The organism is Ralstonia sp. 110700041-2 (assembly GCF_056280165.1).
In genome coordinates this window covers 126,243-151,076 of sequence record NZ_JBSFAI010000010.1, presented here as the reverse complement: position 1 = coordinate 151,076, position 24,834 = coordinate 126,243, and the positions used below count along the sequence as shown (strand labels likewise).

The 24,834-nt window shown below is 63.4% G+C and carries 21 protein-coding genes; 19 read left to right on the top strand and 2 right to left on the bottom strand.

From position 1 onward, the window contains the following. The first annotated feature begins 12 nt into the window (after positions 1-12). From ACUXH0_RS16370 to ACUXH0_RS16320, 11 genes are all read left to right on the top strand, one after another. Positions 13-870, top strand: coding sequence for a hypothetical protein (locus tag ACUXH0_RS16370; RefSeq protein ID WP_182594214.1), 858 nt, complete (start codon positions 13-15; stop codon positions 868-870). A gap of 116 nt (positions 871-986) precedes the next feature. Continuing rightward, positions 987-1,472 carry a dihydroneopterin triphosphate diphosphatase gene (nudB, locus tag ACUXH0_RS16365; protein ID WP_004633244.1) on the top strand — a complete coding sequence of 162 codons (486 nt, stop codon included), beginning with the start codon at positions 987-989 and terminating at the stop codon, positions 1,470-1,472. A gap of 1 nt (position 1,473) precedes the next feature. After that, positions 1,474-2,220, top strand: a complete 747-nt coding sequence (locus tag ACUXH0_RS16360) for an endonuclease/exonuclease/phosphatase family protein (protein ID WP_009239132.1) — start codon at positions 1,474-1,476, stop codon at positions 2,218-2,220. Continuing rightward, a complete protein-coding gene (gene clsB / locus ACUXH0_RS16355) occupies positions 2,217-3,485 on the top strand; it encodes a cardiolipin synthase ClsB (protein WP_009239131.1) in 1,269 nt (422 codons plus the stop codon). The genes ACUXH0_RS16360 and clsB overlap by 4 nt, the downstream gene beginning before the upstream one ends. 39 nt (positions 3,486-3,524) lie before the next feature. Then, positions 3,525-5,189 carry an acyl CoA:acetate/3-ketoacid CoA transferase gene (locus ACUXH0_RS16350; RefSeq protein WP_137910782.1) on the top strand — a complete coding sequence of 555 codons (1,665 nt, stop codon included), beginning with the start codon at positions 3,525-3,527 and terminating at the stop codon, positions 5,187-5,189. Between the two features lie 404 nt (positions 5,190-5,593). Further along, entirely contained in the window at positions 5,594-6,184 is a 591-nt protein-coding gene (locus ACUXH0_RS16345; protein WP_021196492.1) for a TetR/AcrR family transcriptional regulator, read from the top strand. A gap of 52 nt (positions 6,185-6,236) precedes the next feature. Further along, the gene (locus tag ACUXH0_RS16340; RefSeq protein ID WP_024973645.1) at positions 6,237-8,024 is read left to right on the top strand and encodes an acyl-CoA dehydrogenase C-terminal domain-containing protein; all 1,788 of its coding nucleotides are present in this window, start codon (positions 6,237-6,239) and stop codon (positions 8,022-8,024) included. Between the two features lie 75 nt (positions 8,025-8,099). Continuing rightward, entirely contained in the window at positions 8,100-10,580 is a 2,481-nt protein-coding gene (locus ACUXH0_RS16335) for a 3-hydroxyacyl-CoA dehydrogenase/enoyl-CoA hydratase family protein (RefSeq protein ID WP_137910783.1), read from the top strand. A gap of 33 nt (positions 10,581-10,613) precedes the next feature. Further along, positions 10,614-11,813: an acetyl-CoA C-acyltransferase gene (locus tag ACUXH0_RS16330; protein WP_024973643.1), complete on the top strand. Its 1,200-nt coding sequence runs from the start codon at positions 10,614-10,616 to the stop codon at positions 11,811-11,813. 218 nt (positions 11,814-12,031) lie between these two features. Beyond that, positions 12,032-12,997: a DegV family protein gene (locus ACUXH0_RS16325; RefSeq protein WP_004633224.1), complete on the top strand. Its 966-nt coding sequence runs from the start codon at positions 12,032-12,034 to the stop codon at positions 12,995-12,997. Positions 12,998-13,023: 26 nt separating this feature from the next. Continuing rightward, positions 13,024-13,788, top strand: coding sequence for an enoyl-CoA hydratase (locus tag ACUXH0_RS16320; RefSeq protein WP_009239125.1), 765 nt, complete (start codon positions 13,024-13,026; stop codon positions 13,786-13,788). A gap of 65 nt (positions 13,789-13,853) precedes the next feature. Here the strand turns inward: ACUXH0_RS16320 and ACUXH0_RS16315 are convergent, their stop codons facing one another. Then, entirely contained in the window at positions 13,854-14,291 is a 438-nt protein-coding gene (locus ACUXH0_RS16315) for an acyl-CoA thioesterase (RefSeq protein ID WP_004633219.1), read from the bottom strand. 91 nt (positions 14,292-14,382) lie between these two features. Between ACUXH0_RS16315 and ACUXH0_RS16310 the strand changes: the two genes are divergently transcribed. The 7 genes from ACUXH0_RS16310 (at position 14,383) to ACUXH0_RS16280 (ending at position 22,324) form a co-directional block, all read left to right on the top strand. Beyond that, on the top strand, positions 14,383-16,221 hold the full coding sequence (locus tag ACUXH0_RS16310) for an ABCB family ABC transporter ATP-binding protein/permease (protein WP_137910784.1): 1,839 nt from the start codon (positions 14,383-14,385) through the stop codon (positions 16,219-16,221). Positions 16,222-16,236: 15 nt separating this feature from the next. Further along, a complete protein-coding gene (locus ACUXH0_RS16305) occupies positions 16,237-17,181 on the top strand; it encodes a LysR substrate-binding domain-containing protein (protein WP_004633215.1) in 945 nt (314 codons plus the stop codon). A gap of 151 nt (positions 17,182-17,332) precedes the next feature. Beyond that, positions 17,333-18,634: a Glu/Leu/Phe/Val family dehydrogenase gene (locus tag ACUXH0_RS16300; protein WP_004633212.1), complete on the top strand. Its 1,302-nt coding sequence runs from the start codon at positions 17,333-17,335 to the stop codon at positions 18,632-18,634. 521 nt (positions 18,635-19,155) lie between these two features. Then, complete coding sequence (locus tag ACUXH0_RS16295; RefSeq protein WP_004633211.1) at positions 19,156-20,064, top strand: glutamate/aspartate ABC transporter substrate-binding protein; 909 nt, start codon at positions 19,156-19,158, stop codon at positions 20,062-20,064. Between the two features lie 99 nt (positions 20,065-20,163). After that, positions 20,164-20,892, top strand: coding sequence for an amino acid ABC transporter permease (locus ACUXH0_RS16290; RefSeq protein WP_004633209.1), 729 nt, complete (start codon positions 20,164-20,166; stop codon positions 20,890-20,892). Between the two features lie 17 nt (positions 20,893-20,909). Further along, positions 20,910-21,593 carry a glutamate/aspartate ABC transporter permease GltK gene (gltK, locus tag ACUXH0_RS16285; protein WP_004633208.1) on the top strand — a complete coding sequence of 228 codons (684 nt, stop codon included), beginning with the start codon at positions 20,910-20,912 and terminating at the stop codon, positions 21,591-21,593. Continuing rightward, positions 21,590-22,324: an amino acid ABC transporter ATP-binding protein gene (locus tag ACUXH0_RS16280; protein WP_004633206.1), complete on the top strand. Its 735-nt coding sequence runs from the start codon at positions 21,590-21,592 to the stop codon at positions 22,322-22,324. Before gltK ends, ACUXH0_RS16280 begins: the two co-directional genes overlap by 4 nt. A 189-nt stretch (positions 22,325-22,513) precedes the next feature. Here the strand turns inward: ACUXH0_RS16280 and ACUXH0_RS16275 are convergent, their stop codons facing one another. Further along, positions 22,514-23,344 carry a class II glutamine amidotransferase gene (locus tag ACUXH0_RS16275; protein WP_004633204.1) on the bottom strand — a complete coding sequence of 277 codons (831 nt, stop codon included), beginning with the start codon at positions 23,342-23,344 and terminating at the stop codon, positions 22,514-22,516. 158 nt (positions 23,345-23,502) lie between these two features. Between ACUXH0_RS16275 and ACUXH0_RS16270 the strand changes: the two genes are divergently transcribed. Continuing rightward, complete coding sequence (locus ACUXH0_RS16270) at positions 23,503-24,801, top strand: glycerate kinase type-2 family protein (RefSeq protein ID WP_182594213.1); 1,299 nt, start codon at positions 23,503-23,505, stop codon at positions 24,799-24,801. Positions 24,802-24,834: the final 33 nt, after the last annotated feature.

Sequence of the window (24,834 nt, the reverse complement as noted above, 5' to 3'; positions counted from 1 at the left end):
AGGGTTGTTCAGATGGATTACATCGACTTTGCGCGCACATGGGTCGTCACCCACGCTGAGTTCCTGCTGACTTGGCTGATCACTGCGCTGCTGGTGATGACGCTGGCCTGGATCGAAATACGCCGCGCCACCCGGCGTGCCGCCATGGCGATGACCGAGGCTGTGGCCACCACGGTTGCGGCGTGCGTGCCCGAAATTGCGGCGGCGCAGAGCGCACATCCGGGCGTATCCGCATCGGCATCCTCTCCGGGTTTGGTCGAGGCGATGCGTGCACTCGGTCACCTCTCGGCGGACCGGATGCATTGGCTGCACGCCGTCGCGAACCTGCGTTTGCCTGAGACGGCGTTGCCGCCGGCGGCACCAGGCATGCCCGTGCATCCGCTCGTATACGACACGCCGCGCCCGCTGGCCGAAGCTCACTTGGCGGCAGAACGCCGCTTTGCCGATCACGCGCGTGTTTTGCAGGCCGAACGCCGCGCCCTGCAAGCGCTGGAGACCGCCGAGCGCGAGGGCACCAGCGAACTGCATCGCATCGAGCGAGAGACCTCGGCCATCGTTGAACGCTTCGACCAGGCCAACGCGCAATCGGAGCAGACCGATGTGCAGCGCTTTCTTATCCAGAAATTCAACACGCTTGGCAATCGCGAACGCGAGTTGACCGCACAGCTCGCTGCGCTTCGCCAACAACTCGGGGAGCGTACGGAAGCGTTGTGGGCGCAATCGCAGCGTGCAGCCGATGACTATGCTGCGATGCTTGATCCGCTGGTGGCCGTAGCCCGTCGCGAGCTTGGTCACGAAACGGCGACGGATGAGACGGCACTGTGGCTTGCCCGCACGCGCACGGGTCAAGGGCCGCTGCGCGCTGCCTGATCGCTGCCACTGCATGGCAGCACGCTGAACGTCACGGTGGCACGCTTCTGGCTGCGGTAAGCTATGGACTTGCAGCGCGATCGCGCCGTCATCGAAGCACGCAGCAACCCACGCCCATGCCGCACAAGATTCCCGTCTCCGTTCTCGTCGTCATCCACACGCCCGATTTGCATGTGTTGGTGATGGAGCGGGCAGATCATCCGGGCTTCTGGCAATCCGTGACGGGTAGTTGCGACGCGCTCGACGAACCTCTGGCCGACACGGCCCGCCGGGAGGTGCTGGAAGAAACCGGCATCGACGCAGCCCAGCATCATCTGATCGACTGGGGCCACCATATCGAATACGAAATCTACCCGCGCTGGCGGCATCGCTACGCGCCGGGCATCACGCGCAACACCGAGCATTGGTTCGGCCTGCTGGTGAGCGGCAAGATGCCGGTGCGGATGTCTCCGCGCGAGCATGTGCAAGCCGAATGGTTGCCCTACCAAGATGCCGCCGCGCGCTGCTTCTCGCGCAGCAACGCCGAGGCCATCCTGCAGTTGCCCGAGCGCCTCGCTGCCTATCATGCCCGTCAGGCGGCTCTGACAAAGGACCAGGCCTGACATGCTGCGTTTGCGCGTTGCCACCTACAACATCCACAAGGGCGTGACAGGCATTGCGCGGCGCGTGCGCGTGCATGACGTGCGGCAGGGCCTGCATAGCATGGACGCCGATATCGTCTTCCTGCAGGAAGTGCAGGATCGCAACGACCGCCTGGTCGCCGCAGAACTGTTCGACCCGAATTACACGCAGCTGCGCTACCTTGCGACGGACGTCTATCCGCACACCGTCTATGGCCGCAATGCCGTCTACGAGCACGGGCACCACGGCAACGCCATTCTGTCGCGGTTTCCGATCCTGCTGTCGGAAAACTTGGATATCTCCGACCACCGTTTCGAGCAGCGCGGACTGCTGCACGCCGTGACCGATCTCGGCTTCGGCGAAGTGCATTTGCTGTGCGCGCACTTCGGCTTGTTTGCCCGCAGCCGGCAGCGGCAGGCGGAGGCGCTCGTGGATCGCGTGCGTTCGGTCGTGCCACCCGATGCGCCGCTCGTGGTGGCGGGCGATTTCAACGATTGGAACAACCGGCTCGATCGCACGATTTGCCAAGCGCTGGGGGCGACCGAAGTGGCCGACAAGGCCGCCAACGCGCGCCCGGTGCGCACCTTCCCGAGCCACATGCCGTGGTTGCGTCTAGACCGCATCTACGTGCGCGGTTTCGACATCGAGCGTGCGCATGCGCTGACCGGCCGCGAATGGGCGCAGCGCTCCGATCACGTTCCCCTGCTAGCTGAACTGGCGCATCCATGAGGGTCGTGCGCGATGCGGGTCCGCTGCGCTCGGAGTGGCGGCGGGGTAAGCCCCTGCCGGGCAACGACGTCGACCTGCTGTGCGGTGGCGCCGAGTTCTTCCCCGCACTGATCGAAGCCATCGATGCCGCTCAACGCCGCGTCGCGCTCGAAACCTACATCTACACCGACGACGCCACCGCCCACAGCGTGACCGAAGCGCTCGCCCGCGCGGCGCGCCGCGGCGTGGATGTCCACCTGACCATCGACGGCTTCGGCACCGGCCTGCTGCCCCCGAGCATCGCGGCGATGCTCGAAACGGCGGGTGTGAACTTGCGCATCTATCGTCCGGTGCGCGGTTTCCGCCTGCAGCGCCGGCACTTGCGACGGCTGCATCGCAAGATCGCCGTCATCGATGACGACGAGGCATTCGTGGGTGGCATCAACATCATCGATGACCTGAATCACGCGCCGTTTAACGACACCGCGCTGGGGCCGCGTTACGACTTTGCCGTGCGGGTGCGCGGCCCGCTGGTCGCGCAGATTGCGCTGACCGTCGACCGGCTCTGGTGGCAGATGGGCGTGCGCGTTGGCATGCGGGAGGTGGGCGTCACGGGCGTCGCCGCCGAGTTTCCGGTGATGACGGATACGCCGCGGCCACGACATCGCGGAGCATCCGGGCGAGAAAGTGAGCGCGCACCGGGTACCGTGCTGGCTTCGCTGGTGCTGCGTGACAATGTCCGTAACCGACGCGCGATCGAACGCGAATATCTGCGCGCGCTGGGTGCGGCGCGGCACGAGGTAATCATCGCCAACGCGTACTTTTTGCCGGGTGTGCGTTTCATGCGTGCGCTGGCTGCATGTCGACGGCGCGGTGTGCGCGTGCGCCTGTTGCTGCAGGGGCAGGTCGAATACCGGCTGCAGCACTACGCGACGCGGTCGCTGTATCACATGCTGCTGCGCGACAACGTCGAGATCCACGAATACACCGCCAGCTTCCTGCACGCCAAGGTGGCCGTGGTGGATGATCGCTGGGCAACGGTCGGCTCGAGCAACATCGACCCATTCAGCCTGCTGCTTGCTCGCGAAGCGAACGTAGTGGTGTGGGATTCGACCGTGGCCAACGAACTGCGCGGCGCGCTGGAAGGCGCCATGGCCCATCACGCACGCCGCGTCCTGGCCGATGCACACGCCGCGCGCCGCTGGTGGTGGCGCCTGGCAGATTGGTGCGCCTACCGGCTCGTGCGCCTTGGCGTCGTCATCAGCGGGCGCGCAGCACAGTATTAGTAGTACGGACATCTACAAAACAAACAAGACGGAGGAGACATGCAAGTCATCACAGCGGATGAGGCCGCGCGATTGGTGCAGCCCGGGTGGACGGTGGCATGCGCGGGGTTTGTCGGCGCGGGCCATGCAGAGGCCGTCACGCACGCGCTGGAACGCCGCTTTCTGACCACAGGCGAACCGCGCGATCTCACGCTGGTCTACTCCGCCGGACAGGGCGATCGCGCTAAGCGCGGCGTCAACCATTTCGGCAATCCAGGGATGACGCGCTGCGTGGTGGGTGGGCATTGGCGCTCGGCCACGCGGCTCGCCGACATGGCGCTTGCCGAGCAATGCGATGCGTTCAACCTGCCGCAGGGCGTGCTCACGCATCTGTACCGCGCCATCGCGGGCGGCAAGCCCGGCGTGCTGACCAAGATGGGCCTGCATACCTTCGTCGACCCACGCACGGAGCTTGACCCGCGCTACCACGGTGGGGCGATCAATCACCGCGCCAAGGTGGCGCGAGCGGCAGGTAAGGCGTCCTGGGTCGAATACGAGCGCTTTCGGGGCGATGACTATCTCTTCTACCCCAGCTTCCCGCTGCACTGCGTCTTTCTGCGCGGCACTGCCGCCGACCCGCGCGGCAACATCAGCACGCACGAAGAAGCCTTTCACCACGAGTTGCTGGCCATGGCGCAGGCCGCGCGCAACTCGGGCGGCATCGTCATCGCGCAGGTGCGTCGGCTCGTCGATCGGCATGACAACCTGCAGGCGATCCACGTGCCGGGCATCCTCGTCGATTACGTGGTCGTTGCCGAGGATGAAGCCGAACACCAGATGACCTTCGGCGAGGCGTTCAACCCAACCTATATCCGCCCCTGGCAAGGCGAGGCGATCCAGCTCAAGGAAGACGCCATCGAAGCGAGCGACGCGCTGGAGGCGAGCCAGCACGGCGCGCTCGACGCCCGCACGCTAGTGCAACGCCGCGCCGTGCTGGAACTGATGGCGCAGCAGCCGCGCGTCGTGAACCTCGGCGTGGGCATGCCCGCGGCCGTCGGCGCCCTGGCTGAACAGGAGGGCGCGCGCGGTTTCACGCTCACCGTGGAGGCCGGCCCCATCGGCGGCACGCCGGCGGATGGTCTCAGCTTTGGTGCCTCGGCTTACCCTGAGGCCGTGGTGGACCAGCCCGCGCAGTTCGACTTCTACGAGGGCGGTGGCATTGATCTCGCCATCCTCGGTCTGGCAGAACTGGACGGCGCCGGCAACGTCAACGTCAGCCTGTTCGGCGAGGGCGGCGACACCATCGTCGCCGGCGTTGGCGGCTTCATCAACATCACGCAGAGCGCTCGTTCAATCGTGTTCATGGGCACGCTCACCGCCGGCGGCCTGCAGGTCGAAGCCGAAGGCGGCAAGCTGCGCATCGTGCGCGAAGGACGGCTCAAGAAGATCGTGCCCGCCGTGTCGCACCTGACCTTCAACGGTGAATATGCGGCGCGATCGGGCATTCCCGTGCGCTATGTGACCGAGCGCGCCGTCTTCGAGATGCGCGCCGATGGCAACGGCGGTCGGCGCCTCACCCTCACAGAAATCGCCCCCGGCATCGATCTGCAGCGTGATGTACTGGACCAGTGTGTCGCGGAGGTTGCCGTGGCAGCCGACCTACGCGAAATGGACGCTCGCATCTTCCGCCGTGGCGCCATGTGTGCGGGCATCACGCCGGTCTGATTTTGAGGCTGTCTATTTACTGATGGGTAGCACTAGAAAACCCATCCACTGTGCCACGCCGCACGCGTTTCTTGGGTGCGGCGCACACCCCGCAAAGCCTTTCATTTAAAGGGCTTGCTGGATTCGCGCTGCACCGCGAAAGGTGGCGATTCGGTGTCGCCATTTAGATGCCCCTTTCTAATAAAACACTTGCCGCTCAAAGGCCCCCTGTAAATAATTGAACGACCGTTCGATTTTGGGCTAGAGTGTTTGCGCAGGCTGGTTTACAGTCCTGCCCGGCACGCGAAAGGCGCCCTGCAAGAAGCCAATTTTCTCGCGTGTCACGCCCCAGAAAAGAACGGAGAGAAATCATCATGCGTCACCCGACCGCTCGTCTCGAATCGAATCACGCAGCAGCCACGCCGATGCGAAAGGGCGAGTTGACGCGTGCAGCGATTCTCGATGCCGCGCTGGAACTGGCCTCGCGCGACGGACTGGAAGGATTGACGATCGGTGTGCTCGCGGAGCGCATGCAGATGAGCAAGAGCGGGGTGTTCGCGCACTTCGGCTCGCGTGAGGATCTGCAGGTGGAAGTGGTTCGCGAGTATCACAAACGGTTCGAGCAGGAAGTTTTCTACCCGAGCTTGACGGAACCGCGCGGTCTGCCGCGCCTGTGGAGCATGGTGCGACGCTGGATGGAGCGCCGCATTCAGGAAGTGACCACGGGCTGCATCTACATCAGCGGCGCGGTGGAGTACGACGATCGTGCCGAAAGCCCGGTGCGCGACGAACTCGTCAAGAGCGTGACGATCTGGCGTGCAGCATTGGCCCGCGCGATCGCACAGGCAAAGGAAGAAGGCCACCTGCGTGCAGAAGCGGACCCGCAATTGATGCTCTTCGAGATGTACAGCCTGGAACTGGGTCTGCATCACGATGCGCGTTTCCTGCGGTTGCCGAACAGCGCCGAGCTGGCCATGGTGGCGCTTAACAAACTCATTCAGTCTTACCGAACCTGACGCGGCCGTCGCACACCTAGCGGGTCGCGCAGCAACAACCAAGGAGCCCAAGATGGGTCAATACACCGCACCGTTGCGCGACATGCAGTTTGTCCTCCATGAGCTTCTCGGCGTCGAGAACCACTTGAAGGAGATGCCGCAGCACGCGGAGATCGATGCCGACACCATCAACCAGGTGATCGAGGAAGCGGGCAAGTTCTGCTCCGAAGTCATCTTCCCGCTCAACCAGTCCGGCGATCGCGAGGGCTGCACGTACCACGGCGACGGCGTGGTGACCGCTCCGAAGGGCTTCAAGGAGGCGTATCAACAGTACGTCGAGGCCGGCTGGCCCTCGCTGGGCTGCGATCCGGAATACGGCGGCCAAGGTCTGCCCATCCTGATCAACAACGCGCTGTACGAGATGCTGAATTCGGCCAACCAGGCCTGGACGATGTATCCGGGCCTGTCGCACGGCGCATACGAAGCCCTGCACGCGCACGGTACCGACGAACTCAAGCAGCGCTACCTGCCCAAGCTGGTGTCGGGCGTTTGGACCGGCACGATGTGTCTGACCGAGCCGCACTGTGGTACCGATCTCGGCATCCTGCGCACCAAGGCAGAGCCGCTGGCCGATGGCTCGTACGCCATCACCGGCACGAAGATCTTCATCTCGGCGGGCGAGCACGACCTGTCGGAAAACATCATCCACCTGGTGCTGGCACGCCTGCCCGATGCACCGGGCGGCACCAAGGGCATCTCGCTGTTCGTGGTGCCCAAGTTCATCCCCGATGCCAACGGCAACCCGGGCGAGCGCAACACCGTGAAGTGCGGCTCCATCGAACACAAGATGGGCATTCACGGCAACGCTACCTGCGTGATCAATCTGGACGGTGCGCGCGGTTGGATGGTCGGCGAGCCGAACAAGGGCCTGAACGCCATGTTCGTGATGATGAACGCCGCCCGTCTCGGCGTCGGCATGCAGAGCCTGGGCCTGACCGAAGTCGCGTACCAAAACTCCGCTGCCTACGCCAAGGAACGTCTGCAGATGCGCAGCCTGTCGGGCCCGAAGGCACCGGACAAGCCGGCCGACCCGATCATCGTGCACCCGGACGTGCGCCGCATGCTGCTGACGCAACGCGCCTTTGCCGAAGGCGGCCGTGCATTTAGCTACTGGATCGCCCTTCAGATCGACCGTGAGCTGTCGCACGCCGATGAGTCGGCGCGCAAGGACGCCGCCGACCTCGTCGCGCTGCTGACGCCGATCGCCAAGGCTTTCCTGAGCGACAACGCATTCATCTCCACCAACGAAGGCATGCAGGTATTCGGCGGCCACGGCTACATCGCCGAGTGGGGCATGGAGCAGTACGTGCGCGACGCCCGCATCAACATGATCTACGAAGGCACGAATACCGTGCAGTCGCTGGACCTGCTGGGCCGCAAGATCCTCGGCGACATGGGCGCCAAGATGAAGAAATTCGGCAAGCTGGTCCAGGACTTTGTGGAAGCCGAAGGCACCAACGAAGCCATGCAGGAATTCATCAACCCGCTGGCCGACATCGGTGACAAGGTCCAGAAGCTGACCATGGAAATCGGCATGAAGGCAATGGCCAACCCGGACGAAGTCGGCGCCGCCGCTGTGCCGTACCTGCGTGTGGTCGGCCATCTGGTGTTCTCGTACTTCTGGGCCCGCATGGCCAAGATCGCTCTGGAAAAGCAAGACAGTGGCGACTCGTTCTACAAGGTCAAGCTGGCGACGGCGCGCTTCTACTTTGCCAAGCTGCTGCCTGAGACCGCTTCGCAGATCCGCATGGCACGTGCCGGCGGCGCGACGCTGATGGCACTCGAAGCCGACCTGTTCTAACAGGCGCACTTACCCGGGGCGACGCGCAAAGACCGTCGCCCCGCTTGTCTCTTCCTCACCTCCCGCGAGGACACCATGACCCGCACTGAACTCCCCACCAGCGCGCAGCCGCAGGCCGGCCAGCGTTCCAATTTCCTCGTCCGGCGCGTTGCTGTGCTGGGCGCCGGCGTGATGGGGGCGCAGATTGCCGCGCACCTGATCAACGCCAAGGTTCCTGTCACGCTGTTTGATCTTCCGGCCAAGGAAGGCCCGAAGAGCGGCATCGCGCTGAAGGCCATTGAAAACCTGAAGAAGCTGTCGCCGGCGCCGCTCGGTATCAAGGATGACGCCAACCTGATCCAGGCCGCCAACTACGAAGACGACATCGAAAAGCTGCGTGATTGCGATCTCGTGATCGAAGCGATTGCCGAGCGGATGGACTGGAAGCACGACCTGTATAAGAAGGTCGCGCCGCACATCGCCTCGCATGCGATCTTTGCCTCCAACACGTCGGGTCTGTCGATCACCGAACTATCCGATGGCTTTGATGCCGAGCTGAAGTCGCGCTTCTGCGGCGTGCACTTCTTCAATCCGCCGCGCTACATGCACCTGGTCGAGCTGATCCCGACTGCCCACACGCGCGGCGACATTCTCGACCAGCTGGAAACGTTCCTGACCTCCGCGCTCGGCAAGGGCGTGGTGCGCGCGAAGGACACGCCCAACTTCATCGCCAACCGCGTCGGCATCTTCTCGATCCTGGCCGTATTTGCGGAGTCGGCCACGTACGGCATTCCGTTCGACGTGGTCGATGACCTGACGGGCTCGAAGCTGGGCCGTGCCAAGTCAGCGACGTTCCGCACGGCGGACGTGGTGGGCCTGGACACGATGGCGCACGTCATCAAGACGATGCAGGACAACCTGAAGGAGGATCCGTTCGCTCCGGTCTACGCTACGCCGCCCGTGCTGGCCAAGCTGGTGGAGGCGGGCGCCCTGGGCCAGAAGGCCGGCGCCGGTTTCTACAAAAAGGAAGGCAAAGAAATCAAGGTGCTGGATCCGCAAAGCGGCCAGTACGGCCCAAGTGGCAAGAAGGCGGATGACATCGTTGTGCGCATCCTGAAGAAGGAGCCGGCCGAGCGTCTGAAGCTGCTGCGCGAATCGACCAACCCGCAGGCGCAGTTCCTGTGGGCTGTGTTCCGTGACGTGTTCCACTACATCGCCGTGTACCTGGAGCAAATTGCCGACTCCGCCGCGGAAGTGGATCTGGCGATCCGCTGGGGCTTCGGCTGGAACAGCGGCCCGTTCGAAGACTGGCAAGAGGCGGGCTGGAAGCAGGTGGCCGAGTGGGTGAAGGAAGACATCGAAGCCGGCAAGGCGCTGTCGAACGCAGCGCTGCCGCAGTGGGTGTTTTCCGGCCCAGTGGCGGACAACGGCGGTGTGCATTCGGCACAGGGTTCGTGGTCGGCCAAACAGGGCACGTTCCTGCAACGCAGCACGCTGCCGGTGTACGGCCGCCAGGTGTTCCGCGCACCCATCAAGGGTGCGACCACGGTCAATCCGCTCACGTATGGCAAGACCATCGAAGAGACCGACGCCGTGCGCATCTGGGTGGACGACGCGGCTGGCCAGGACGACGTGCTGGTCGTCTCGTTCAAGAGCAAGATGAATACGATCGGACCGAGCGTCATCGACGGTCTGACGCGTGCCGTTGACCTGGCCGAAGCCGGCTACAAGGGTCTGGTGGTGTGGCAGCCGACGTCTCTCAAGCTGGGCGCGCCGGGCGGCCCGTTCTCCGCCGGTGCAAACCTCGAAGAAGCCATGCCCGCCTTTATGATGGGCGGCGCCAAGGGCATCGAGCCGTTCGTCAAGAAGTTTCAGGACGGCATGATGCGTGTGAAGTACGCCGGCGTGCCGGTCGTGTCGGCCGCATCGGGCATCGCACTGGGCGGCGGCTGCGAACTGCTGCTGCACTCGGCCAAGCGTGTGGCTGCGCTGGAGACGTACATCGGTCTCGTGGAAGTGGGCGTGGGCCTGGTGCCGGCAGGTGGCGGCCTGAAGGAAGCGGCCTTGGCCGCTGCCAAGGCTGCGCAGGCAGCGGGCAGCACGAACATCCTGCAGTTCCTGACCAACCGCTTCCAGGCTGCGGCTATGGCCAAGGTGTCGTCTTCCGCGCTGGACGCGCAGAAGATCGGCTACCTGCAACCGACCGACACGATCGTGTTCAACGTGCACGAATTGCTGCACGTTGCGCGCAATGAAGTGCGCGCGCTGTCCGACTCGGGCTACCGCGCGCCGCTGCGTCCGGTGGGCATTCCGGTGGCAGGTCGTTCCGGTATCGCGACGATCAAGGCGTCGCTGGTGAACATGCGTGACGGCGGCTTCATCTCGCAGCACGACTTCACGATTGCCTCGCGCATTGCTGAAGCCGTGTGCGGCGGTGACGTCGAAGCCGGCGCGCTGGTGGATGAAGAATGGCTGCTGGCGCTGGAGCGCAAGGCCTTCGTGGACCTGCTCGGCAGCTCCAAGACCCAGGAACGCATCATGGGCATGCTGCAGACCGGCAAGCCGGTGCGTAACTAATCGCCGCGACGACAGAGAAACAGGAGTTTCATCATGACCAAGCAATTGCAAGACGCCTATATCGTCGCAGCGACGCGTTCCCCGATCGGCAAGGCGCCCAAGGGCACGCTCAAGAACCTGCGCCCGGATGACCTGCTGGCGACCATCCTCAAGAGTGCTGTCGCCCAGGTGCCGAACCTGGACCCGGCGTTGATCGAAGACGCCATCGTCGGCTGTGCGATTCCGGAAGCGCAGCAGGGCCTGAACGTGGCGCGTATCGGCGCGCTGCTGGCCGGCCTGCCTAACTCTGTGGGCGGTGTAACCGTCAACCGCTTCTGCGCCTCTGGCCTGACCGCCGTGGCCATGGCGGCTGACCGCATCCGGGTGGGCGAATCCGACGTGATGATCGCCGCCGGTGTCGAATCGATGAGCATGGTGCCGATGATGGGCAACTCGCCGTCGATGTCGCCGGAGATTTTCACGCGCGACGAGAACGTCGGCATCGCCTACGGCATGGGCCTGACGGCGGAGAAGGTCGCCCAGCAATGGAAGATCTCGCGCGAGGCGCAGGACGCCTTCTCGCTGGCTTCGCACCAGAAGGCGCTGGCCGCGCAGCAAGCCGGCGAGTTCAAGGACGAGATCACCCCGATCGAGATCATCGAGAAGTTCCCGAACCTGGGTACGGGCGCGATCGACATCAAGACGCGCACGATGTCGCTGGATGAAGGCCCACGTGCCGATACGTCGGTCGAAGGCCTGGGCAAGCTGCGCGCCGTGTTCGCGAATAAGGGCAGCGTGACGGCCGGCAACAGCTCGCAGACGTCGGACGGCTCGGGCGCGTTGATCCTGGTGTCGGAGAAGATCCTCAAGCAGTTCAACCTGGTGCCGCTGGCGCGCTTCGTATCGTTTGCGGTGCGCGGCGTGCCGCCCGAGATCATGGGGATCGGCCCGAAGGAAGCGATTCCTGCCGCGCTGAAGGCGGGCGGCCTGACGCAGGACCAGATCGACTGGATCGAGCTGAACGAAGCGTTCGCCGCGCAGTCGCTGGCCGTGATCCAGGACCTGGGCCTGGACACCAGCAAGATCAACCCGCTGGGTGGCGCGATCGCGCTGGGCCACCCGCTGGGCGCCACCGGTGCCATTCGTGCGGCCACGGTGGTGCACGGCCTGCGCCGTCGCAACCAGAAGTACGGCATGGTGACGATGTGCGTCGGCACCGGCATGGGCGCTGCGGGCATTTTCGAACGCATGTGACCCCACGTCAGGGGGAAGGATTAAGTTCTTCCCCCTGCTTGTAAATCGCCCGTCTCAACACGCATGATTGCGCAGGCGCGCGCAGTACTACATCAACAAGCGCGCCGAAGAACGCAGCCGGCACCTAGCCGGCATCGCGACAGAAGCGGAACCATGATTCCGCAACAGAGGAGACACACCACCGGGCCACCGGCGGTGCACCAAGAGGAGGGCGTGCGATGGGCAACACTATCGGCGACACAATCGTATTGACCGACGCGGCATGCGATATGCCACGCTCGATGATCGATCAACTGGGGTTGGGCGTAGTGCCGTTCCGCATTCGTGCGGGCGAATTGTTTGTGGAAGACCGCCGCGACGAGGTGGCGCTTCCGCAGCTCTATCGCAAATACCTCGTCGACAAGCAGGATCACTACGCCGAATCGATTCCGCTGCTCGAGCGCGAAATCGAAGACTTCCTGCTTAAGCACGTGGTCACGCAGCACGACCGTGCCTTGCTGCTCACGATTGCCAGCTCGCGCAGCCATTTCTACAGCCATGCAACTGGTGCCGTGGTAGGCACCACGGCCAAGAGCTTCAAGCCACGCAAGGATGCGGGCCGCTCAGGGCTGTTCGAGTTGACGGTGGTCGATACCGGCGCCATTGGCCCGGGCCAAGCGCTGATGGTGCATGAAGCAGCACGCATGTTGCGGGAAGGCGCAGAGGTGCGTGACGTGGTGCACGTGATCGAGAATCGCCTGCGCGATGCCTCACACGTCTATCTCGTGCCCGATGAGTTGCTGTACATGTACACGCGCGCCAAGCAGAAGGGCGAGAAGAGCATCACCTGGGGGCGCTACATGATGGGCACGGCCTTCAACGTGCGGCCGCTCATTCATATGCACCGCGGCGACACCGAAGCCATCGCCAAGGTGCGCGGCTCCGACGAGGGAATTCGCCGCCTGCTCGCGCACACCGAAACCATGATTACCGAGGAGCGTCTGGCCACGCCGGTGGTGGCGATCACGTATTCCGGTTCGCTCGATACCGTGCGCCGCATGGAGCCGGTGCAAGCGTTGATGCGAACCGCACAGGAGCACGGCGTGGAAGTGCTGCTCGCGCCGATGAGCCTGACCGTGGCGTTGAACGTGGGGGCCAACGCGTTCTCCGTCGGTTATCTATCTGATTCGCCTGTGCCGATTTAGCCGCGCAGGCTTCACCTGGAGTTTTCATGTCGATTCGTACCGAGACCGCAGACGGCGTCCTGACGCTGACCTTTGATCGTCTGGACCGCAAGAACGCCATCACGGCCGCGATGTATCAAACGTTGGCCGATGCCCTGGTGGCTGCCGAAACCGATCCCGCCATCCGCGTGATTGTGCTGGCCGGCCACGAGAGCGTGTTCACGGCGGGCAATGACCTCGAAGACTTCATGAAGAATCCGCCCAAGGACGAGAGCGCCCCTGTGCACCAGTTCCTGCGAGCGATCAGCACAGCGAGCAAGCCGTTGATCGCCTCTGTGAGCGGCGCGGCTGTCGGCGTGGGTACGACCATGCTGCTGCATTGCGATCTCGTCTACGCATCCGAGACGGCCAAGCTGTCGATGCCATTCGCGCAGCTGGGCCTCTGCCCTGAAGCCGCATCGAGCTTGCTGCTGCCGCAGCTGGCCGGCTACCACCGCGCGGCGGACAAGCTGCTCTTCGGCGAGCCGTTCGACGCGAACGAAGCGCGCGAGCTGGGGCTGGTCAATCGCGTGCTGCCGGCTGGCGAACTGGATGCCTTCGTGCGTACGCAGGCGCGCAAGCTGACGCTGCTGCCGCCCGCATCGCTGCGCGCCACCAAGCGCCTGATGAAGGAGGGCGCCACGCCGCAGATCGCCGAGCGCATGTCGGTGGAAGGCAAGCAATTTGGGGAAATGCTGCGTGCCCCCGAGGCGCGCGAGGCGTTCACGGCGTTCTTCGAAAAGCGCCGCCCGGATTTCTCCAAGTTCAACTGAGCGAATCGTTCACCTGCAAAAGAAAACCCGGCGCGAAGCCGGGTTTTTTCTTAGCCGTTGCCCCTTCAGAGCGGCGGCAGCACGCGCGGCTTGCGAGTCTCGTCGGTCGCCACGTAGGTGAGGGTGGCTTCCGTCACCTTGACGGTGGCGTGGCGACCGCTGGCGTGCATGCGTTGCGCATAGACCTCCACATCCACGGTGATCGACGTGCGCCCCGTCTTGACCACGTTAGCGTAGAAGCTCACCAGATCGCCCACGTACACAGGTTGCTTGAAGACAAACGAGTTGACCGCGATCGTGGCGACACGGCCGTTGGCGCGTACCACGGCTGGGATCGACCCGGCAATGTCCACCTGCGACATGATCCAGCCGCCAAACACATCACCGTGGACGTTGGCGTCGGACGGCATGGGCATCACGCGCACGGCGGGCTGCTTGTCGGCGGGCAGCGTGACGGTTTCAGTGGCGGCATGGGTATCGGACATGATGATGCAGGGCAGCATTGAGGCGGGAGGGAGCGCCCACCAGCGCGCCTGGGGCGCGCGCAGGTGATCGGTGGGAGAATACACAATCCGCCATTTTATTGCACCGCACATGCGCCGCTTTCCCGCCTCTTCCGAACCGCCGCCGCCGGGGGCTGCCCGCGGCGACTGGCGCACCATCAAGAGCCTGCTGCCGTATCTACTGGCCTACAAGTGGCGGGTGGCGCTGGCGCTGTCGTTTCTGATCGCGGCCAAGGTGGCAAACCTCGGTGTGCCGATGGTCATGAAGCGGCTGATCGATGCCATGAACGTGTCGCCGTCCGACCCGCGCGCGCTGCTGGTTGTGCCGGTGGGCATCATCATTGGTTACGGGCTGCTGCGGCTGTCGACGTCGCTGTTCTCGGAGCTGCGCGAAATCCTGTTCGCGAAGGTCACGGAGAGTTCGGTGCGCACGCTCGCACTGCAGGTGTTCCGCCATCTGCACGCGCTGTCGCTGCGCTTTCATCTGGAGCGCCAGACCGGCGGCATGAGCCGCGACATCGAGCGCGGCACACGCGGCATCCAGTCGCTCATCTCGTATTCGCTGTACAGCATCCTGCCGACGCTGGTGGAAGTCGGCCTCGTCATCACGTATTTCTTCGTGAAGTACGACGTGTGGTTCGCGCTCATCACGTTTTGCGCGCTGGTCAGCTACATCGTGTTTACGGTAACGGTGACGAACTGGCGCACGCACTTCCGCCGCAAGATGAACGAGCTGGATTCGCGCGCCAACCAGAAGGCGATCGATTCGCTGCTGAACTTTGAAACGGTCAAGTACTTCGGCAACGAAGACTACGAAGCACGTCGCTACGACGAGAACTTGAAGCACTACCGCGCCGCAGCCATCCGCTCGCAGAATTCTTTGTCGGTGCTGAACTTCGGCCAGCAGCTCATTGTGGCCACGGCGCTCATCCTGATCCTGTATCGCGCCACGCAAGGTGTGGCGGCGGGGCACATGACGCTGGGCGACCTCGTGCTGGTCAACACGCTGATGCTGCAGATCTACATTCCGCTCAACTTCCTGGGCGTGATCTACCGCGAGCTGAAGCAGGCCGTGACCGACATGGACCGCATGTTCAACCTGCTGCAGACCAACCGCGAAGTCGCCGACAAGCCCGACGCTCCGCCGCTGACGGTGCATGCGGGCGAAGTGCGCTTCGCGCATGTCGACTTCAGCTACGAAGCCAATCGCCAGATCCTGTTCGACGTGGATTTCACGATTCCGGCCGGCACGACCACCGCCGTCGTTGGGCAGAGCGGCTCGGGCAAGTCGACCCTGGCGCGCCTGCTGTTCCGCTTCTATGACGTGAAGTCGGGCGCTATCCAGATCGACGGTCAGGACCTGCGCGATGTCACGCAATCGAGCGTGCGCGCTGCCATCGGCATCGTTCCGCAAGACACGGTGCTCTTCAACGACAGCATCTACTACAACATTGCTTACGGCCGCCCGGATGCGAGCAGCGAAGAGGTGATTGAAGCCGCCCGCGCGGCGCAGATTCACCACTTTGTCGAATCGCTGCCCGACGGCTACGAGACGCAAGTCGGCGAGCGCGGCCTGAAGCTCTCCGGCGGCGAGAAGCAGCGCGTGGCGATTGCACGCACCTTGCTCAAGCGCCCGCCGATTCTCGTGTTTGACGAAGCGACGTCTGCGCTCGACTCGCGCACCGAGCACGCCATCCAGGAAGAGCTGATGCGCCTGGCGCAGAACCACACCACGCTGGTCGTTGCGCACCGGTTGTCGACCATCGTCCGTGCGCACCAGATTCTGGTGATGGAGCACGGTCGCATCATCGAGCGAGGCACGCATGAATCGTTGTTGCGTGCGGAAGGCCGTTACGCGCAGATGTGGCGCATGCAGGCACGCGAGCCAGAGCGCGTTGCCGAAGAAGCAGAAGACGCCCGAGCAGGTTGAGGGAGAGGCAATCCGATGGAACTCAAATGGCTGGAAGACTTCATCAGCCTGGCCGAGACGCGCAGCTTTTCGCGCTCGGCCGAGCTGCGGCACGTGACGCAGCCGGCGTTTTCGCGGCGCATTCAATCCCTCGAGGCCTGGCTCGGCAATGAGCTGATCGACCGATCAAGCTACCCAACACGCCTGACGCCCGCCGGAGAGGTCTTCTACGAACAGGCTTTGGCGATGCTCGCCCAGGTGAGTGAGACGCGCGCACTGATGCGCGGCCAGCGTCCGGCCAGTGCGTCGACGATCGACTTTGCCGTGCCGCATACGCTATCGCTGACGTTCTTCCCCGGCTGGCTCGCGCAGGTGGAAGAGAAGATCGGCAAGCTGCAATGCAGGCTGCGCGCGCTCAATGTGCACGATGCGGTGATGACGCTGGTGGAGGGCGGCTGCGATCTCGTGATGGTCTATCACCACGCGCGGCAGATGATCCAGCTCGACCCCACGCGCTACGACATGCTGGTGCTGGGCACCGAGCGGCTTTCGCCGTTCTCCAAGCCCGATGCCAGCGGGCGGCCGATCTATCGACTCGTTCCCACCGCACGCAAACCCATCGCCTACCTGAGCTATACGCCCAATGCCTTTCTCGGGCGCATGGTGGATGTGCTGCTGGAAAACTCGCCGGTGGCGCCGCTGCTCGACAAGTGCTACGAAACCGACATGGCCGAGGCGCTCAAGGTGATGGCGCTGGCGGGCCATGGCGTGGCCTTCCTGCCCGAGAGTGCGGTGCGCGAGGATGTGGCAGCGGGTCGCCTCGTGCGCGCGGAAGGCAAGGGCGGCGGTACGTTGTCGATCGAGATGGAAATCCGGCTTTACCGTGAGCACCCCCAGAGCGGCGCACATGACCGTCGGCACCCCCAGTCCAAGCGCAAACGCGAGCTGATCGACACGCTGTGGAGCGCGCTAGCGGGCTGAACGGGCCATCGAATTCGATCCCGGGGTTATGCGTTCAATGCATAACCCGATGTAAAAATGGCATTGGATTTCGTTCCGGGCGGTCCCTAAGCTGGCGGGCATTTTGTGGGACTTGAAGGGCCTTACCGAGGCCCAAAAAAGGAAGACAGCCATGTCCAATGTCGCATCTCCGTCGACACTCCAGCACGCCATCCCGTCCTATCTGCCGGCCGACAATCTCGGCCCGTGGGGCATCTATCTGCAGCAGGTCGATCGGGTCACCCCCTATCTCGGCTCGCTCGCACGTTGGGTTGAAACGCTCAAGCGCCCCAAGCGCGCGCTGATCGTCGACGTGCCGATCCAGATGGACGACGGCCGCATCGCCCACTTCGAGGGCTATCGCGTGCAGCACAACACGTCGCGCGGCCCGGGCAAGGGCGGCGTGCGTTTCCACCAGGACGTGACGCTGTCGGAAGTGATGGCGTTGTCTGCCTGGATGTCGGTGAAGAATGCGGCCGTGAATGTGCCGTACGGTGGTGCCAAGGGTGGTATCCGCGTCGACCCGCGCAAGCTGTCTTCCGGTGAACTTGAACGCCTGACGCGCCGCTACACGAGCGAGATCGGCATCATCATCGGTCCGAACAAGGACATTCCGGCCCCGGACGTGAACACCAACGCGCAGATCATGGCGTGGATGATGGACACGTACTCCATGAACGAAGGCTCCACCGCCACTGGCGTGGTGACCGGCAAGCCGATCGCACTGGGCGGCAGCCTGGGCCGTCGCGAAGCCACTGGCCGCGGCGTGTTCGTGGTCGGCAGCGAAGCCGCACGCAACCTCGGGATCGACGTCAAGGGCGCGCGCGTGGTGGTGCAGGGTTTCGGCAACGTGGGCAGCGTGGCAGCCAAGCTGTTCCACGACGCTGGTGCCAAGGTCATTGCCGTGCAAGACCACAAGGGCATTGTGTTCAACGGCAACGGCCTGGATGTCGACGCGCTCATCAAGCACGTTGACCACAATGGCAGCGTGGCCGGCTTTGCTGCAGAGGCCGTCTCGCAAGACGACTTCTGGGCGCTGGACTGCGAATTCCTGATCCCGGCCGCGCTGGAAGGCCAGATCACTGCCAAGAACGCGCCCCATATCAAGGCAAAGATTGTCGTGGAAGGTGCAAACGGCCCGACGACGCCCGAGGCGGACGACATCCTGCGCGACCGGGGCATCCTGGTCTGCCCGGACGTGATCGCCAACGCTGGCGGCGTAACGGTCAGCTATTTCGAATGGGTGCAGGATTTCTCGAGCTTCTTCTGGACCGAAGACGAGATCAACCAGCGTCTGGTACGGATCATGCAAGACGCCTTCCGTGGCGTCTGGCAAGTGGCGCAGGACAACAAGGTTACTCTGCGTACGGCGGCGTTCATCATCGCCTGTACGCGGATTCTGCAGGCCCGCCAAGAGCGCGGTCTGTACCCCTGATCGGCAACGCGCTGGTCAATACCGGCGCGGTGCTCCAACAGGGTGCTGCACCGGTCTATCGCGTTGCTGCCGATCAGGCGGCCATGCGCGACGGTTGAAGAAAGCCGGTGCTCATGGGGCGAACCATAACGTTCCGGAGCACCGCATCATGAGAAGGGCGATGGCATCAACGTCGTCCTTCCCATCTCAAGTCGGGTTCGTTAAGCGACAGAGAGCGCACATCGGGCGGGCTTTATTTCCCCTTGTTTTTCCCTAGCAACTGGCGGCCATCCGCTCAAGCAACCGGGCCTGCGTGCCGATGTTGCAGAGCGTTGCCGTGCATGGCGCTGCGCGTCTTGTCCGGTTTTTCGGAAAAGCACAACGTAAGGTATCCGGTTGCTCGGAAAATGCGATTGCGGCAGGGTCCGCGCCGGAGGAAAAACTCCGTTGGATTCAACGATTTAGTGGCAACACCAATACTGTCGCCAAACGTTTTTTGGTACAGTCCCGTCTTTCTCTTTCATGGTCAAAAGGAGACTTTCATGAACCTCGCCAAGCTGGCAACCGTGGTTGCTGCCGTTGGTGTCGCCGTTGGTGCGTTCGGCAGCGCTGCCCACGCAGAAGAGCTGACTGGTACGCTCAAGAAGATCAAAGACACCGGCACCATCACGCTGGGCGTGCGCGATTCGTCGATTCCGTTCAGCTACAACGTCGGCGGTGTCCGCACGATCGGCTATTCGTACGACGTCGCCACCAAGATTGCCGAGGACGTGAAGAAGCAGCTCGGCCTGAAGGACCTGAAGGTCAACGAGATCCCGGTCACTTCGCAGAACCGCATCACGCTGCTGCAGAACGGCACCATCGATCTGGAGTGCGGTTCGACCACGAACAACCTCGAGCGTCAGAAGCAGGCATCGTTCACGAACACCATCTTCATCATCGGCACGCGCATCATGGTGAAGAAGGATTCGGGCGTCAAAGATTGGGCAGACCTGAAGGGCAAGAACGTCGTGACCACCGCCGGTACGACTTCGGAACGCCTGCTGCGCAAGATGAACGATGAGAAGCAGATGGGCATGAACATCATCAGCACGAAGGACCACGGCCAGTCGTTCCTGACGCTGGAATCGGGCCGCGCTGTTGCGTTCATGATGGACGACGCCCTGCTGTACGGCGAGCGCGCCAAGGCCAAGAACCCGGCTGAGTGGGTGGTCGTGGCCAAGCCGCAATCGCGCGAAGCCTACGGCTGTATGGTCCGCAAGGACGACAAGCCGTTCAAGGCCCTGGCCGACAAGACGATCGCCGGCATGATGAAGGACGGCACAATCAACGCCGAATACAAGAAGTGGTTCGAGCAGCCGGTTCCGCCCAAGGGCGTGAATATGGAGTTCCCGCTGTCGGACGACATGAAGGCGCTGATCAAGAACCCGAACGACAAGGCTCTTGACTGATCGGCTCCCTCAACGGGCCTGATACAAGCGTCACCGAAACGGAAGGCAAAGGCCGGTTAACAGGTCTTCTCCCTTCCGTTTCTTTTTGAGGGAACCATCATGAATTACCACTGGAACTGGGGCGTCTTCTTTACGGAAGCCGCCCAGAATCAGACCTATCTGGACTGGCTGCTGGCGGGGTTGAAGACCACCGTCGTGCTCGGCCTGTCTTCCTGGATCATCGCGCTCGTCATCGGCTCCGTGCTGGGCGTGCTGCGTACGGTGCCGAACAAGTGGCTGTCGGGCCTTGCCGCAGCGTACGTGGAAGTGTTCCGCAACATTCCGCTGATCGTGCAGCTCTTCATCTGGTACTTCGTCATGCCAGAACTCGTGCCGGGCGGCGACTACATTAAACAGATGAACCCCGCCACGGCGATGTTCCTGTCCGCGATGCTGTGCCTCGGTACCTTTACCGCGGCGCGTGTGTGCGAACAGGTGCGCTCGGGTATCAATTCGCTGCCGCGCGGCCAGCGCAACGCAGGCTTGGCGATGGGCTTCACGCTTGCACAGACGTATCGCTACGTGATGTTGCCGATGTCGTTCCGCATCATCGTGCCGCCGCTTACGTCGGAGTTTCTGAATATCTTCAAGAACTCTGCCGTGGCCTCGACGATCGGCTTGCTTGAGCTTGCCGCACAAGGCCGCCAGTTGGTCGACTACACCGCACAGCCGTACGAATCGTTCATCGCCGTGACGCTGATGTACATGCTGATCAACCTGACCGTTATGGGCCTCATGCGCTGGGTGGAAGCACGTTCCCGGCTGCCTGGCTTTATCGGTGGCAAGTAATCGGGCGAGGACTCTTCATGGCTTATCAATTCGATTTCTCGTCCATCAACGTCGACAACATGCGCGTGCTCGGCGAGGGCATGCTCCTTTCGCTCGAGATCACAGGCACGGCCATCCTGGTCGGCATCGTGTGGGGCACGCTGCTGGCGATGATGCGCCTGTCGGGCATCAAGCCGCTGCAGGTGTTCGGGCAGGCGTACGTGAACCTCTTCCGGTCCATCCCGCTGGTGATGGTGCTGCTGTGGTTCTTCCTGATCGTGCCGCAGGTACTGCAGAAAATCTTCAACCTGTCGCCGGCCACCGACATGCGCATGACGTCCGCGCTGGTCGCCTTCGCGCTGTTTGAAGCGGCGTATTACTCGGAGATCATCCGCGCCGGTATCCAGAGCGTCTCGCGCGGGCAGATGTTCGCCGCCTACGCGATGGGTATGACGTACGGCCAGGCCATGCGCCTGGTGATCCTGCCGCAGGCATTCCGCAACATGATTCCGTTGCTGCTCACCCAGGCCATCGTCCTGTTCCAGGATACGTCGCTGGTGTATGTGAGCGCGCTGTCGGACTTCTTTACGCAGGCATACAACATCGGTGAGCGCGACGGCCGTATCGTCGAGCTGCTGCTGTTTGCCGGCTTGTGCTATTTCGTGATCTGCTTCGGCGCCTCCGTGCTGGTGAAGCGACTTCAGAAGAAGGTGACCCAATGATCGAGATCAAGAACGTTTCCAAGTGGTACGGCAGCTTCCAGGTGCTGACCGACTGCACCACCAGCGTGAAGAAGAGCGAGGTGGTGGTGGTGTGCGGCCCGTCGGGTTCGGGCAAGTCCACGCTCATCAAGACCGTCAACGCGCTGGAGCCGTTCCAGAAGGGCGAAATCTTCGTCGACGGCACTTCGGTCGGCGCCAAGGGCACCAACCTGCCGAAGCTGCGTTCGCGCGTGGGCATGGTGTTCCAGAACTTCGAGCTGTTTCCGCACCTCTCGATTACCGAGAACCTGACGATTGCACAGCAGAAGGTGCTGGGCCGCTCGAAAGAAGAGGCCATGGCCAAGGGCCTGAAGTATCTGGATCGCGTGGGTCTGAAGGCGCACGCTGCCAAGTACCCGGGCCAGCTGTCGGGCGGTCAGCAGCAGCGGGTGGCAATCGCCCGTGCGCTGTCGATGGACCCGATCTGCATGCTGTTCGACGAGCCGACCTCCGCGCTGGACCCGGAAATGGTCAATGAAGTGCTCGACGTGATGGTGGAGCTGGCCAAGGAAGGCATGACCATGATGTGCGTGACCCACGAAATGGGCTTCGCTCGCAAGGTCGCCAATCGCGTGATCTTCATGGACCAGGGCCGCATCGTTGAAGACTGCGAGAAGGAAGAGTTCTTCGGCAACATCGACGCGCGTTCCGATCGCGCCAAGCAGTTCCTGTCGAAGATCCTGTCGCACTGAAAATCGCTTCACGATCCTACTGCGACACCCGATCTTGGCCCTGCGATGCTCGCCGTACCCATGTACGGCTGCGCTTCTCGGACCAACCTCGGGCCGCTCGCTACGGATTGTGAACCGATTTAAGCGCCGGGTTGGAGGCAACAAAAAGCCGCTCTTTCAGGAGCGGCTTTTTGTTGGGCGATGATCATGTCAGGTGCAAGCCGTATTGGCCGCGTTGGCGATCTGCACGGCTTCCGGAATCGGCACCTTGGTCGCCATCGTGGCTTGGCCCGATTCGAACATCAGCAGCTCGCCCGGCGCGAATTGCGTCCAGACTTCGTTGTCGGTGAGCGGTGCGGTAGCGATGACAGCCACGCGATCGGCGGGCGTGGTGTATTTGGCGAAGTCGATCGTCATGTCGGCGTCGATCAAATGCGCCGTCGAGAACGGCCACTGCCGCACGATGTAATACAGCCGCGTTGAGCAATGCGCGAACTGCGCCTGCCCGTTGCAGAGCAAGAAATTGAACACACCGTAGCGGGTGATTTCCTTGGTGATGTCGGACAGCGCGTAGAACAGCTCGTTAAGCGGTGGCTGCGACCCCGGAAAGCGCTTGCGCAGCGCCTGCATGATGAAACAGAAGGCGAGTTCGCTGTCGGTATCGCCCACGGGCTGGTAGACGCCCGAGAGAAACGGCGAGAAGTTCTTCAGGTCGCCGTTGTGCGCAAAGATCCAATGCCGGCCCCACAGCTCCCGCATGAACGGGTGGCAGTTTTCCAGCCGCACCGTGCCCTGCGTCGCCTTGCGGATGTGCGAGATGACGTTCTTGGACTTGATCGGGTAGCGCTTGACCAGTTCCGCCACCGGCGAGGTGCCGGCCGACTGATTGTCGATGAACAGGCGGCAGGCCTTGTCTTCGAAGAAGGCGACGCCAAAGCCGTCGGCATGGTGGTCGGTGACGCCACCGCGCGCGGCGAACCCGGTGAACGAGAACGTCACATCGGTCGGTTCGGCGCAGTTCATGCCCAGCAGCTGGCACATGGTGGGGGAAAAGTCGGATGCAATAAAATGTTCATTATCCTGCCGGCCGCCGGGGGTGCCAAGCGCCTTCGTCTTCACGGCGCCGCGCCCCGCTGCCGGACGTTGCGCTCATGCCGCACGCCATCGCCCCCAGATTGCCCACACCGGACGTCATTCCCATGAAGCTCGACCATACCGCCGCCCGCGCCCTGCTGCTGGAGAGTTACGCCGCCGCCGTGGGCGCGGCCGATCCGCTCAAGATCGTCGCTGACTTCCTCCCGCCACCGCATGCCGAAGGCAAGACACTGGTGGTTGGCGCCGGCAAGGCGGCTGCGTCGATGGCGCTGGCTGTCGAGCATGCCTATGCCGGCCGCGCACAGATCGAGGGCCTGGTCGTCACGCGTTATGCGCATGGCCTGCCGACCGAGCACATCCGCGTCATCGAGGCAGGGCACCCGGTGCCGGACGAGGCGGGCGAACAGGCGGCGCAGGAAATCCTGGATCGCGTTCGCGCGCTCACCGAGAACGACCGCCTGATCGTGCTCGTCTCGGGCGGCGGCTCCAGCCTGCTGTCGTTGCCCGCCGAGGGCATCCCGATGGGCGATCTGAAAGACGTGACGCGCGAGCTGCTGCGCTGCGGCGCTCCGATCACCGACATGAACATCGTGCGCAAGCATTTGTCGCGCATTCAAGGCGGGCGGCTTGCCGCCGCTTCACGCGCGCCGGCCACGACGCTGATCGTCTCCGACGTGGCGGGCGACGATCCAAGCGCCATTGCCAGCGGCCCGACCGTGCCGGATGCGAGCACCTACGCCGATGCGCTGGCCATCATCAAGCGTTGGGGGGCGCATATACCCGATACCGTGCGCGCGCACCTCGAACGTGGCGCACGCGGCGAGATTGCCGAAACGCCCAAACCCGGCGACGCCTGTTTTGCACGCGTGACCAACCACGTCATCGCCACTGCGCAACAGAGTTTGCAGGCCGGCGCGCAGGTATTTGCGACGCGTGGCATCCACACCGCCATCCTCGGCGACACGGTGACCGGCGAGGCACGTGAGGTCGCCCAGGTGTACAGCGCGCTGGCGAGGCAGGTGCGCCAGCACTGCACGCCGTTTGTGGCGCCGGTGGCACTCATCTCCGGTGGCGAATGCACGGTGACGATTCCGCCGGGCCTGACCGGCGGCCGCGGCGGGCGCTGCGCGGAGTTCCTGCTCTCGCTCGGTGTCACGCTCGAAGACATGGGTGATATCTACGCACTGGCCGCCGATACAGACGGCATCGACGGATCGGAGGACAATGCGGGTGCGCTGCTCGACCCCGAATCCATCGCCCGCGCTGCCGCCAACGGTGTCGGCGCACGCGCCGCGCTCGACGCACACGACGCCTACGGTTTCTTTGCAGCCGCCCATGACCTGATCGTCACGGGCCCGACACGCACCAACGTCAACGATTACCGCGTCATTCTGATTCTCTGATTCACGTTTTTGCCGACCGCTTTCGCACGCACC